11 protein-coding genes and 1 pseudogene are annotated in these 12,110 nt (G+C 58.5%); 6 read left to right on the top strand and 6 right to left on the bottom strand.

Going from position 1 to position 12,110, the window contains the following annotated elements:
• Positions 1–152: 152 nt before the first annotated feature.
• Positions 153–368 carry an SHOCT domain-containing protein gene (locus tag JJB74_RS34155; protein ID WP_407672316.1) on the bottom strand — a complete coding sequence of 72 codons (216 nt, stop codon included), beginning with the start codon at positions 366–368 and terminating at the stop codon, positions 153–155.
• 190 nt (positions 369–558) lie between these two features.
• Here JJB74_RS34155 and JJB74_RS08655 point away from each other — a divergent pair, with 190 nt between their 5' ends.
• From JJB74_RS08655 to JJB74_RS08630, 6 genes and pseudogenes are all read left to right on the top strand, one after another.
• Complete coding sequence (locus JJB74_RS08655; protein WP_200591454.1) at positions 559–1,212, top strand: ArsR/SmtB family transcription factor; 654 nt, start codon at positions 559–561, stop codon at positions 1,210–1,212.
• A 7-nt stretch (positions 1,213–1,219) separates the two neighbouring features.
• The gene (locus JJB74_RS08650) at positions 1,220–1,570 is read left to right on the top strand and encodes a DsrE/DsrF/TusD sulfur relay family protein (RefSeq protein WP_200591453.1); all 351 of its coding nucleotides are present in this window, start codon (positions 1,220–1,222) and stop codon (positions 1,568–1,570) included.
• Between the two features lie 14 nt (positions 1,571–1,584).
• Positions 1,585–2,322 (top strand): MBL fold metallo-hydrolase, encoded by a 738-nt coding sequence (locus tag JJB74_RS08645; protein WP_200591452.1) that lies wholly within the window; start codon positions 1,585–1,587, stop codon positions 2,320–2,322.
• Between the two features lie 3 nt (positions 2,323–2,325).
• Positions 2,326–3,564, top strand: coding sequence for an MFS transporter (locus JJB74_RS08640; protein WP_200591451.1), 1,239 nt, complete (start codon positions 2,326–2,328; stop codon positions 3,562–3,564).
• A gap of 146 nt (positions 3,565–3,710) precedes the next feature.
• Positions 3,711–3,977 (top strand): annotated as a pseudogene (locus tag JJB74_RS08635) (MerR family DNA-binding protein); the annotation flags it as partial.
• 148 nt (positions 3,978–4,125) lie between these two features.
• Positions 4,126–4,602: a c-type cytochrome gene (locus JJB74_RS08630; protein ID WP_200591449.1), complete on the top strand. Its 477-nt coding sequence runs from the start codon at positions 4,126–4,128 to the stop codon at positions 4,600–4,602.
• 96 nt (positions 4,603–4,698) lie between these two features.
• On the opposite strand, the gene JJB74_RS08625 is transcribed toward JJB74_RS08630, so the two are convergent.
• From JJB74_RS08625 to JJB74_RS08605, 5 genes are all read right to left on the bottom strand, one after another.
• The gene (locus JJB74_RS08625; RefSeq protein ID WP_200591448.1) at positions 4,699–5,364 is read right to left on the bottom strand and encodes a class I SAM-dependent methyltransferase; all 666 of its coding nucleotides are present in this window, start codon (positions 5,362–5,364) and stop codon (positions 4,699–4,701) included.
• A gap of 70 nt (positions 5,365–5,434) precedes the next feature.
• Positions 5,435–5,800 carry a copper-binding protein gene (locus JJB74_RS08620; protein ID WP_200591447.1) on the bottom strand — a complete coding sequence of 122 codons (366 nt, stop codon included), beginning with the start codon at positions 5,798–5,800 and terminating at the stop codon, positions 5,435–5,437.
• On the bottom strand, positions 5,781–8,972 hold the full coding sequence (locus tag JJB74_RS08615) for an efflux RND transporter permease subunit (RefSeq protein WP_200591446.1): 3,192 nt from the start codon (positions 8,970–8,972) through the stop codon (positions 5,781–5,783). The genes JJB74_RS08620 and JJB74_RS08615 overlap by 20 nt, the downstream gene beginning before the upstream one ends.
• A complete protein-coding gene (locus tag JJB74_RS08610) occupies positions 8,969–10,504 on the bottom strand; it encodes an efflux RND transporter periplasmic adaptor subunit (RefSeq protein WP_200591445.1) in 1,536 nt (511 codons plus the stop codon). The genes JJB74_RS08615 and JJB74_RS08610 overlap by 4 nt, the downstream gene beginning before the upstream one ends.
• Complete coding sequence (locus JJB74_RS08605) at positions 10,501–11,817, bottom strand: TolC family protein (protein WP_200591444.1); 1,317 nt, start codon at positions 11,815–11,817, stop codon at positions 10,501–10,503. Before JJB74_RS08605 ends, JJB74_RS08610 begins: the two co-directional genes overlap by 4 nt.
• Positions 11,818–12,110 lie beyond the last annotated feature (293 nt).

Below are 12,110 nucleotides of genomic sequence, written 5' to 3'. Positions count from 1 at the left end.
TCCCCAGAACGCTCTGGAACGCACACCGATGACCGGAATTACAATTCGTTGCAAATAGACATCAAAAACAAGCAGCAAGCCGTGACTGTTTCGAAGCCATTCAACCTATTGCGCTACTTCGCTCGGCACGCAAAAGTCCTGCCCCGCGAACGTCATCCTCCTTGGATGTCTTGTTTCATCTGTTCAAATTCCTCCCGTGTAAGCTCGCCTCTCGCATAGCGTTTCTTGAGTATATCGAGAGGTGTTTCCAAATTTTGGAAGCGACTCGCAGGCCGGTCGGAATCATTGAGCCACGGCAGTTTGAAGCGACCGCGCCCTAATACCAAATAGAGTACGGTCACCAGAACAATAATTACCAGAAGAGGCATAAGGAATGGAAACATCCACCACCCACCCCACCAAATGTGCCCAGGCCCCATCATGTTGCCTCCAAATTCACAAGTCCAATCCGCCCCTAGACGCGTTACATGCATCACCCGTTCTCCACTGCATTTTGAGAAGTTCGGACGAAGACAAGGTTCGATTGCGTTACATTCTAACATTCTTTAGAATGTTCATATGAGAGAAATGAAAGACTACCTATACGACCAGGTTGCCCGCATCGGGAAAGCCATTTCCAGTCCGAAGCGGCTGGAACTGCTTGAATTGCTATGCCAGGCGGAAAAACCGGTCGAGACGCTCGCTGCCCAGGCAGACATCAGCGTGAAGCTCGCCAGTGCCCATCTTCGCGAGCTTCGCCAAGCCCGCCTCGTCAGCACTCGCCGGGATGGCAAGTACGTGCTTTACCGATTAGCCGACAACAGCGTCGCCGACTTTTGGGTTGCACTTCGGTCTCAGGCCGAGGAGAGATTGGTTGAGCTTCAAGTAGCGATGGCATCCATCGTCAACGATGGTACTGGTCTTGAAGAAATGGGCCGGGAAATGGTCTTGAAAAAGGCTAGCGCAGGCGAAGTGCTTGTCCTTGACGTGCGCCCGGCTGACGAGTTTGCTGTCTCTCATCTGCCGCATGCCCGCTCCCTTCCCATCAGTGAACTTAAGAAGCGCCTTGCTGAGCTGCCGAAAGAGACACCCGTCGTTGCGTACTGCCGCGGCCCGTTCTGCATGTTTGCCAAAGATGCCGTTGAACTGCTGCGCAGCAAAGGATACCGCGCCTTCCACTTGACCGATGGCGTCGCCGAATGGCGGGCGCGCGGCCTACCTATCGAAGAATGATGTTGTCATGAAAACGCTGTTCATCCTCAACGATGCCCCTTACGGCAGCGAAAGAACCTACAACGGTCTTCGGCTGGCTGGCACGCTCGCCCGAGAGCAAGGCAACGAAGTACGTATTTTTCTCATCGGCGACGCGGCATCTGCTGCGCACGGTCAGCAGAAAACCCCCACCGGGTACTACAACATTGAAACGATGTTGACTCTTCTCATCAAACACGGCGGGGTGGTCGGCGTGTGTGGCTCCTGCATGGATGCACGTGGCATTGCTACAGAAAGCCTGATAGCCGGCGCGCATCGCAGCAGCATGGACGAACTTGCCCAATGGACTGCTTGGGCCGATAAGGCTCTGGTTTTTTGAAGTAGGAGCTTTTCATGTTTTTCCTTCAGCACGCCACAGAAAACGCGACGCTTTCCTACCTTTTCGGCTGTGCCGGCCACGGTAAGGCAGTGGCGGTAGATGTCGTTGCCGGCGATGAAGGCTGGTTCATCGCTGAGGCAAACAAGGCTGGCGCGACGATTACCCATGTCATCGATACTCATGTCCACGCCGACCATTATTCCGGCGGTTTAGCATTGGCTCGCATCGTTGGAGCGCCGTACTACCTCCACGAAAGCAACAAGGGACGCGTCTCGTTCGATTTCACTCCCTTGGCGGACGGGCAGCGACTAGAAGCAGGCAACGTCCTGGTCGACGTGTTACACACCCCTGGCCATACGCCGGACAGCGTCTGTTTGTTGGTGCGTGACTTGCGCCGGGGCGACGAGCCGTGGTTTGTCATTACCGGAGACACGCTGTTCGTCGGCGCAGTCGGGCGCCCAGACCTGGCGGGACAAGAGCGGGAAATGGCAGCGCAGCTCTATGAGTCGCTCCATACCAAGATTTTGAGGCTGCCCGCTGAACTCGAGATTTACCCTGGCCATCAGGCCGGTAGCGCGTGCGGCGCCGGGCTGTCGGGTAAGCCGGCGTCGACACTTGGGTTCGAAAGACGTTGGAATTCCGCCTTGGCGATGGACCGAGGTGCCTTCATCGATTACCTGACCAAAGATATCCCGCCACCCCCTGCAAATATGGAAGCCATCGTAAAGGCCAATCTTGGCGTGGCAGAGTAAGGCATGACGGCACATTCAATCCGACTTGGCCTGCGCGAGAACATTGGTCAGTTCTCATTGCTTGTCATCGTCAATGCTTTTGTCGGCGCGATGGTTGGCTTGGAGCGCAGCATCTTGCCGGCCATAGCCGAACACGATTTTCATCTCGCCGCCAAGGCGGCCATATTGTCATTCATCGTAGTGTTCGGGGTCTCCAAGGCGATGACCAACTACCTGGCGGGCCGACTATCCGACCGTTTTGGCCGCAAGCAGGTATTAGTAGCCGGGTGGCTGGTAGCCTCGCCGGTGCCGTTCATGCTGATGTGGGCGCCCCAGTGGGATTGGGTTGTGGCGGCGAATGTGCTGCTCGGTGTCAGCCAGGGGCTCACTTGGTCCACGACAGTTATCATGAAAATCGACCTCGTGGGGCCGAAACAGCGCGGGCTGGCAATGGGCCTGAACGAGTTTGCAGGCTATGCCGCCGTTGCCGCCAGTGCCTTGGCTACCGGATGGATAGCTGCGCAGTACGGGCTTCGTCCGCAACCCTTCTATCTTGGCATCGTCTATGTAGTGGCTGGGCTGCTGCTTTCTCTGCTGGCTGTTCGGGAGACCAGGCACTACGTTGCGCATGAGGTAAGCAATCTCGCCACGGCTGGGGGCGCCGGCAACCTAGACCAACGCGAAATCTTCTGGCGCACGACGCTGACCGACCACAACCTGTCAAGCGTCAGTCAGGCTGGACTGGTAAACAACCTGAACGATGGCATGGCATGGGGACTGTTCCCTTTGGTGTTTGCTGCTGCTGGTATGAACCTTTCCCAAATCGGAGTGCTCGCGGCGATTTATCCCGCGGTGTGGGGATGTACGCAAATCTTCACAGGGGCTTTGTCAGACCGTATCGGTCGCAAGTGGTTGATTGTCGGTGGCATGTGGGTGCAGGCCGCGGGCATCATCTTCACGGCATCGACCGCTGGGTTCCTTGGCTTTGCCACGGGCGGCGTGCTGCTCGGCATTGGTACGGCGATGGTCTATCCGACCCTGTTGGCCGCCATTGGCGACGTGGCGCATCCCACGTGGCGTGCTTCTGCCGTAGGCGTCTATCGCCTTTGGCGAGACCTTGGCTATGCAGTTGGCGCTTTGCTTGCCGGCATTACGGCAGACTGGTTCGGCCTTGAAGTCGCGGTCTGGTTGGTGGCCATTCTGACATTTCTATCTGGTACTGTTGCGGCGATACGAATGAAAGAAACCATCGCAACAAAGTAGCGTCACCCCGTGGAGCTAATTTGCACTCTCCGGGACCTGCCATCCTTGCCGCCTCAAAACATCGGCCTACCTTGCTTGCCGAAGAAGGCGTAGACCATTGAATACCACAAGCAAGCTAGTCCCCATATTGGCGACGGCATTACCGGTCGCTTCAGATGTCGCTGTCCGACATTCGCGTCCTACTCGACCTCAAAGGCAGGCCATCAGCCGGGTGCGAAGCCGTAAACGACCTGCTGGACCATCACCTCGAGCGCATCCGCATCCAGATGGATGCTCTTCGCACACTGGAATCGCAACTGGCAGCGCTACGGCATCAATGTGGCGAACTGCATTCCGTGGAGGAATGCGGCATCCTCCAGAATCTTTCGGAGTCCGCGGAAAGCCACGAACGCGCATGCCATACCGAACACTGAGAGCGCTGGCCAAGCTTCCCTAGTCCGCTTCTTCCGATTGCCTTGAGCTGGACCCTAGCGGCTTCGCCCTTGCGTTATGCGGCGCATGGATTGCATCGGGACGGAGGACGGCCTAAGCTCCGTACACAGCGTTCAGCGTAAAAGGCTGATGATGAGAGCAACGTTTATCGGTCTAACGATTTCGGAACTCCTCTTCCTCTCTCTTCCTGCCCACAGTCAAATGGGAATGGGACCCGGCATGGGTATGGGGCATGGGATGATGAACATGTCCATGGTGCGGCATCACTTCGCAATGATGAACGGCATCGACCCGAGGTACGCTTCGATGGAAAATCCGTTGCAGGCAAACTCGCAGAACATCGATGGCGGCAAGAAACTGTTCGAGCAGAATTGCGCCCGTTGCCATGGAGTGACTGGCCGCGGCGATGGCAGGGACGGCGAAAGCCTCAATCCCCGACCTGCGAACGTTGCCGCTGCCAGCAAGATGCCTATGGCAACCGATGGCTACCTTTACTGGACTATCACCGAGGGAGGAGTACCTTTGGGAACGGGCATGCCCGCGTTCGGCGGGGTGCTGAAGGAACAGGAAATCTGGGAAATCATCACGTACCTGCGAGTGCTCTAGCTCTCCATGCCGATTCCGTTTTCCTCCTCAGCCTTGTAGCGACTCATCATCTTTGTGCCCCTTGCATCCCGGCATAGAAACAAGCTTGCCGGATTTTTAGACTGCAGGCTGCTCCCTGACATACGTGACTACCTGCCAAAGAAGTGTACGGTTATAGGAATAGCGGCGGAATCCGTGCCCCTGGACTATGGCGTCGACGACGCTGCTGGGATGCAGATATGTACGAAATGTCCCGCCACGCAACCGAAGGAAAGCATTTCCCAAAGCAATCCCTACCCGCGTGAGCCATCGCTCGCGTGGATACACGACGCCATACACATATTTTGCTTTGGTAACCGAGGATGTGACGAGTCTTTCGACATCCGGATAGCAGCAAATCACGCGGTCCAGCGTGACGATGTCCACCAAGGGAATCTGCCCGGCCAAATCAACGAAGTCGTTGTGGTAGTAGGTTAAACGGTCGCGGTCGCCACGCCGGCCTGCCTCAGCTTGGGACGCCTCCAGATAGGCGGGAGACGCCTCCACGACGACTCCGTTGGACGCGCCACAAGCCAAGAGCTCATGCGGAATGGCCCCGATTCCGCTTCCGATGTCGAGAAAAGTCTTCCCCTCAATTTCCAGCGAGCGGATGGCGGTCAACAGCAATTGGGTCGTTCGCCGAGGACCGCTTTTGCGATAGCTGCGCAACTCCCATCGTGCTATCCGACGGCTGAACAGGCTTTCGGCGTCAATGCAGTGACTGCAGCAGGTCATTGAATCCATCTCCAAACATCGTTGCCCAGAAACGCGGGCGCCGATAAACCGCATCGGCGGCGGGGCCAGTGCGAGAAGACTATTTTTCCACTTTCAGAGCCGTCACCGTCGCGACGTTCTTCACATTTTCAATGGTGAATGCGACCTTGTCGCCAGCTTTCACGTTCGATAAAAGCGACGGCTTCTCGACAGGAAAAGTCATGGTCATTGGCGTCATTTCAACCGTTTTGCTTTTGATAGGGCCATGGTGCAGCGTAATGCTCTTGTTGGCCTTGTCTACGGCTTTAACTTCGGCCTCATTGGTGCCCAGCACCTGAGAGGCGCTGCTTCCGCCCATACTGCCCATATTCATGCCATTCGAGCTGCTCCCCTGCTCGGCATACGCATTGAGGGTGAGTACGACGAATCCAAGCGTTCCGATAGTTTTAAGCAGTGGGAACTTCATGTTCATGCTCCTTCGTGGTGGTTGGGTTTGAAAGTTGGGTAATGCGTCGCAGCCGGTGCTCTTGCAGAAGACGCCAGGCGGCCGGGATGACGAACAGGGAGAGAAGCGGCGCTGTAACCATGCCGCCTATCATGGGAGCCGCAAGCCTGGACATGACCTCGTGGCCGGCACCGTGCCCGAACATCAGAGGGATAAGGCCGGCCAGGATGACGGCGACTGTCATTGCCTTCGGCCTCACGCGCAACACTGCCCCCTCACGGATTGCTTCCACAATTAGCTCTTTGCTAAGCGGCAGGCCAGATTCGAGCCTCTCGTTCAGAGAATTGCGCAGATAGACGAGCATCACGACGCCAAACTCGGCAGCCAGACCTGCCAGTGCGATGAAGCCGACCGCTGTGGCGACCGATACAGCATGGCCGAGCAACCAGACGAGCCAGAAGCCGCCGATGAGCGCGAAGGGAACCGTGAGCATCAGCAGTAGTGCTTCGGATGCCGACCGGAATGCCAAATACAGAAGGATGAAAATGACGGCCAGCGTCAGAGGAATGACGGTTTGCAGTTTGGCGGCTGCGCGCTCCAGATATTCAAACTGCCCTGACCACCCAATCGAATAGCCGGGCGGCAGCGTAACCTGTTTTTGGACAACCGCCTGCATTGCCTTCACCGCGGTACGCAGGTCGGTGCCGCGCACGTCGACATAGACCCATCCCGACAGGCGAGCGTTCTCGCTGCGAATCATGGGTGGCCCGTCGGTGACCCTGACGTCGGCGAGGTCGGCCAAACGAATCTGTGCGCCCTTTTCGGTTACGACAGGAAGCTCTCTCAAGTTCTGAACCGAATCCCGATAGTCGCGTGGGTAGCGCACATTGATGGGGAAACGCTGGCGTCCTTCAATGACTTCGCCAACGTTTTCGCCACCAATGGCAGACGAGACGACGGACTGCACATCGGCCACCGACAAGCCATAGCGAGCTGCACGGGCTCGGTCGATGTTGACGTCGATGTACCGACCGCCGCTCACCCGCTCCGCCAGCGCTGAGGTCACGCCCGTCACGCCTTTGACTGCTGTCTCTATTTGCCGTGTAACTTGGTCAATTTGCTCCAGGTCTGGTCCGGACACTTTCACGCCAACAGGCGTCTTGATTCCGGTCGACAGCATGTCGATGCGGTTGCGGATAGGCGGCACCCAGACGTTGGAGAGTCCTGGCACCTTGACTGTCCTGTCCAGGTCCTCCACCAGCTTCTCCGGCGTCATACCCGGCCGCCACTGGCTTCGGGGCTTGAACTGAATAGTCGTTTCGAACATCTCCAGAGGCGCCGGGTCCGTGGCTGATTCCGCCCGCCCTGCCTTCCCGAAGACCGTAGCGACTTCCGGGACGGTCCGAATCAGGCGGTCGGTCTGCTGCAACAGTTCGCTCGCCTTGGAAGCCGACAATCCGGGAAGCGCTGAAGGCATGTACAGCAAATCTCCCTCGTCGAGCGGGGGTAAGAACTCGCCGCCGAGCCGCGAGAGCGGAACGGCGGTAAAGAGCAATGCGACGACAGCAATGACGATGGTTGCGAGCGGATGGCGTAAGGCTGCATCCAACGCAGGGCGATATGCCCGAATCAAGATACGGTTTATCGGATTCGCGGCTTCATTCGGAATCCTTCCACGAATCAGGTATCCCATCAGCACCGGAACCAAGGTGATGGCTAGTCCGGCGGCTGCGGCCAACGTGTACGTCTTGGTGTAAGCCAATGGAGCAAACAGCTTGCCCTCCTGAGCTTCCAGCGAAAAGACAGGAATGAACGACAGAGTCACGATGAGCAGCGAAAAGAACAGCGCCGGGCCAACCTCGATAGCCGACTCCGCGATGAGCGCCCAACGTCTCTGCTCCACTAGCGGCGCGCCAGGATTGGCATGCTGGTAGGCTTCCAGGTGCTTGTGGGCGTTCTCAATCATCACGATGGCTGCATCCACCATCGCTCCGATGGCAATCGCAATGCCGCCGAGCGACATGATGTTGGCGTTGACACCCTGGTATCGCATGACGATGAATGCCGTCAGCACACCCAGGGGCAAAGAGACAATGGCGACGAAAGCGCTGCGCAAGTGGAACAGGAAGACGGCACAGACGATGGCAACGACAACGAATTCCTCGATAAGCTTGTCGCGCAGGTTCGTTACTGCAGCGGTAATCAACCTGGACCGGTCATAGGTCGGCACGACCTCGACGCCTTTTGGCAGGGAGCTCTGCAGACTTGCCAGTTTCGCCTTAACCGCCTTGATAGTTTCCAGAGCATTCTTCCCGGAACGCATCACAATGATGCCACCTGCCACTTCGCCTTCGCCATTGAGTTCCGCAATGCCGCGACGCATTTCCGGCCCAAGCTGTACGGTAGCGACATTGCGCAGCGTTACCGGCGTTCCGGCTTCGTTCGTGGTCAACAGAATGTTGCGGAAGTCTTCAAGCGACCGAAGATAGCCGCGCGACCGCACCATGTATTCCGACTCCGCCATCTCGACGACAGAGCCGCCGGATTCCTGATTCGCTTTCGATAAGGCGTCCAGTACCTTCGCGTGCGAGATGCCGAATACCCGCAGCTTGTCCGGGTCTAGCACGACCTGGTACTGCTTGACCATGCCCCCGATGCTGGCAACTTCAGCGACATCGGGCACAGTCTTCAGCTCGAACTTCAGGAACCAGTCATTCAGCGCGCGAAGCTGGGCCAAGTCATGACTGGCAGTACGGTCAACCAGCGCATATTCGAAGACCCAGCCCACGCCGGTGCCGTCTGGCCCGAGTTCCGCCCGGACTCCCTGCGGAAGGCGGCTCTGCACCTGGTTGATGTACTCGAGAACGCGCGAGCGCGCCCAGTACAGGTCCGTGGCGTCATCGAACAGCACGTAGACGAAGGCGTCTCCGAAGAACGAGTAGCCCCTGACGGTCTTCGCACCGGGAACGGCCAGCAGCGCCGTAGTCAGCGGATACGTTACTTGGTCCTCGACGATTTGCGGCGCCTTCCCTGGGTACTGGGCACGGATGATGACCTGGGTATCGGACAAGTCCGGCAAGGCGTCCAGCGGCGTCTTCCCCAGTGCCCAGATGCCCCATCCTGCGATGGCAAGCGCTGCAAGCAGAACCCAAAACCGGTTCGCGATGGATTCCCGAATAATCCGGGCAATCATTTCCGGCCTCCACCGCTTGGCTTGACACTTTCAAGCACGTAGCTGCCGCCCTTGCCCTCCTTGAATGAAAATTTGGCATCTTGGCCAACCTTGATGTCCGGGAATGCATCCGAACGCGGCTTGCCAAATTCCATCGTCATCGCGGGCCACTTTAGCTCCGGAATCGGTTGATGGGAAAACGTGATTCCCTCTGGAGACACCTTCTCGACCTTGCCCACGCCGTGATACGCCTGTCCGCCGGACTGCTGCGCCGCTTGAGGCGCTGATTGCTGCTGGGGTACCGGCGTACCGGCCAACTTCGGCAGGACAGCCTTCAGGCTGGCTTCCGAATCGATGAGGAATTGGCCGGATGCCACGACCTTCTGCCCCTCCATCACGCCAGTCAGAATTTCCGTTTCCTCCCCGATGTCACGGCCTGTCGCGACGGTCACTGGTTGGATACCGTTGTCGCCGGCGACCAGGACTACAGAACGTTTTCCGGTGCTTATCACGGCCTCAGTCGGAACCAGCAGGCGGGAAACCGGCTTTTCGGCGCCCAGACGCACCCGCATCAGCATGCCCGGCGTCAGGCTGCCATCCCGGTTATCCAACTCCAGCCGCGCCTGCACGGTACGAGTAGCTGTACTGACGCCAGGCAGAATTTCCCTGACTCTGCCTGAGTACTTCCGCCGCTGGTCGCCGGAAAACATGGCTTCCGCCGCCATGCCAGGGCGGGCACTACCAAGCATGGCCTCCGGGATTTCAGCCACCAGCCAGACTTTGTCGAGGCCGGCCACCTTCGCAATGGTCATCCCGGGCGACACCATCGCGCCATCACGCACGGACAGCTCGGCAATGACGCCGTTGACTGGCGAGGCCAGGGTGATATGGTCTTGAGCCTTCCCCGCTTGCTCAGCCTTTGCGATGAGCCCGGGCGGAATCGACAGCGCCCGCATGCGCTGGGCGGATGCGGCAGCCAGCGCCTCGTTCCCTGAGCGCTTGAGTGCAAGATACTCCTCCTGCGGACCAATCCAGTCCGGAACGAAAAGTGAAGCAATTCGCTCGCCACGCTTGACACGCTGCATCGGTGCCCGTGCGTAAAGCCGGTCAATATAGCCGGTGATGCGGCTCTGCACGACCTCGGCGAGGCTTTCATCGAACTGCGTGGTTCCCACGACCTCGAGAGCATCCGTGCTTTGTGCACGCCGCACGGTGGCGTAGCGGATACCGAGGTTCTGCTGCAGCGTCGGGCTTATCTTCACACCACCCTCCGCCCCGGCTTCGTCGGCATAGACAGGAACCAGGTCCATGTCCATGAAGGGGCTCTTCCCCGGCTTGTCGAATTTTTGCCCTGGGACCATTGGGTCATGCCAGTACAGCACCTTGCGCCCGGTTTTCGGGTCAATCTTGCCTCCAGCAGCCCCTGATACCGTTGACGCAGACGCGGAAGTCTCAGGCATCTTCCGATGCGAGCCGGCCCAGTACCCGCCGTAAGCCAGTCCGGCGCCGACAATCGCCAACGCGATAGCATTCAGTACAAAGCGTGATTTCATTGGTCCGCTCTCCGCATGGATGCCGCGTCGTGTGGGATGACGTGGTACTCGAGACGAGCCCAGGTGGTCGCGGCCTCCTTTTCGACGTCCAGGATTTGCATCCTGGCGTCCAGTGCCATTCTTTTCGCGTTGAAGACGGCGGAAAGGCTACCTGTTGCGGCCCGGTATGCAGCCGTGGCCAATTCCACTTGTTGGTTCGCCACAGGCAGTAGCTCTTTTTTCAGCTGCGATGCCCGCTCCTGCAGACTGCTCAAGGTTTGGGATTGGTCTTGAATTTCGGTCTGTAGCTCACGCAACGCGTCCTCATACTGCATTCGGGCTTTCGTGCCCAGCGCCGACTTTTCAGCGATATCGCGGTCCTGCTTCTGCGCGCGGTTGACCGGAAGCGGAATGCTGACTCCGACCGAAACCATGTTCGAATACTGACTTCCCCGCTGGGCATAGGCTGCCTCAAAGCTCCAGTCTGGTCGGCGCTCGGTGGTGGCGACTGCGGTTTCGGCATCGGCCAAGGCGACCGCCCGCCTGGCGGCCAACAACATCGGGTGATACTTCTCCAGCTCCTCAATGGGGAGGTTCGGCACATGCGCCGCCAAAGCTGGCATGGCATCTTCTACCGACGCAACTGGGACAGTCGTCCATCGTGATAACGCCGTCCGGGCGCTTTGAAGAACCTGCTCGCCCCGACGGGTACGGTCCTTTGCCAGTGAGAGGCTCAGCTGCGCTTGAAGGACATCGGCTGCAGCGGTTTTCGCGCCGCGCAGCGTAGCCTGGGCAGTGAGGAGGTCTTGGCTGGTCTCGTTCTCCAGCGCCTTGAGCAGCTCAAGGGAGCGCTGGGCGAAGAGCACGTTTATCCATGCCACTGCGGTTTCTTCCCGAACTTTCGCGACATCGTTCAGGTAACTGGCCTCTTCGACCTCCACGGTTCGTCGGCCACGGTCTGCGCGGGCGGCACGCTTGTCGGAAGAAACCCATTGCTGCTCGATGCCGACACGCCGCATGGTCATGAAGTCGCGGGTCAGGCTGTACCTGTCCTCTCCGGTGACCGGCAAGTTATCGACACCAAATTTGAGCATTGGGTCAGGCAGCTGGTCGGATTTTGCGGCCATCTCCCTGCTGGCTTGTACCGACGCCTCTGCCGCCTGGCTGGAGGCTGAGCGTTGCGTTGCCAACTGAAGCGCCTGGTCGAAGGTCAGGCCGCTGTTTTGAGCCTGACCAATGCTTGGGGCGAGAGCAAGCGCTATCAGAGAGCTGCTCAGACGAAATAAGATGCGCGCCGGCCCGAAGCGCGGCAGCACATGAAAATGCAAAGACATACTTTTCCCTGAGGTTAAGACGAATGCCAGCCTCGGCAACAAGCCGGCCGGCGAATCAACACAGGGTCAAGTCAAATGCGAAGGCGTAACGTTCGAAGATATGGCGGGTCTACCCCGGCCTCCCACGGGATGTCGTCCCGCACAGACGCGTGGAGAGAGGGACTCACCGGCATGGGCGCCGGCATGACAAAGGAAAGCGTGAGCGGAGCCAGTGATGGCGTAGAAGCCAGGTGCTCCAAGGCGAGTTGGGCTCCCGTCCGCGCTTCTGCACAATGGACGGGTTTTTCCTTATC

It is taken from the genome of Noviherbaspirillum pedocola, from assembly GCF_016632335.1.
Lineage (GTDB): Bacteria > Pseudomonadota > Gammaproteobacteria > Burkholderiales > Burkholderiaceae_D > Noviherbaspirillum_A > Noviherbaspirillum_A pedocola.
Note: the sequence above shows the minus strand (reverse complement) of the source record. Positions and strands in the feature narration are given on the sequence as shown.

Bases quoted from the DNA above. Each gene is read 5' to 3' on its own strand.
- JJB74_RS34155 (WP_407672316.1), bottom strand. From the start codon at position 368: ATGCCTCTTCTGGTAATTATTGTTCTGGTGACCGTACTCTATTTGGTA.
- JJB74_RS08655 (WP_200591454.1), top strand. From the start codon at position 559: ATGAGAGAAATGAAAGACTACCTATACGACCAGGTTGCCCGCATCGGG.
- JJB74_RS08650 (WP_200591453.1), top strand. From the start codon at position 1,220: ATGAAAACGCTGTTCATCCTCAACGATGCCCCTTACGGCAGCGAAAGA.
- JJB74_RS08645 (WP_200591452.1), top strand. From the start codon at position 1,585: ATGTTTTTCCTTCAGCACGCCACAGAAAACGCGACGCTTTCCTACCTT.
- JJB74_RS08640 (WP_200591451.1), top strand. From the start codon at position 2,326: ATGACGGCACATTCAATCCGACTTGGCCTGCGCGAGAACATTGGTCAG.
- JJB74_RS08630 (WP_200591449.1), top strand. From the start codon at position 4,126: ATGATGAGAGCAACGTTTATCGGTCTAACGATTTCGGAACTCCTCTTC.
- JJB74_RS08625 (WP_200591448.1), bottom strand. From the start codon at position 5,364: ATGGATTCAATGACCTGCTGCAGTCACTGCATTGACGCCGAAAGCCTG.
- JJB74_RS08620 (WP_200591447.1), bottom strand. From the start codon at position 5,800: ATGAAGTTCCCACTGCTTAAAACTATCGGAACGCTTGGATTCGTCGTA.
- JJB74_RS08615 (WP_200591446.1), bottom strand. From the start codon at position 8,972: ATGATTGCCCGGATTATTCGGGAATCCATCGCGAACCGGTTTTGGGTT.
- JJB74_RS08610 (WP_200591445.1), bottom strand. From the start codon at position 10,504: ATGAAATCACGCTTTGTACTGAATGCTATCGCGTTGGCGATTGTCGGC.
- JJB74_RS08605 (WP_200591444.1), bottom strand. From the start codon at position 11,817: ATGTCTTTGCATTTTCATGTGCTGCCGCGCTTCGGGCCGGCGCGCATC.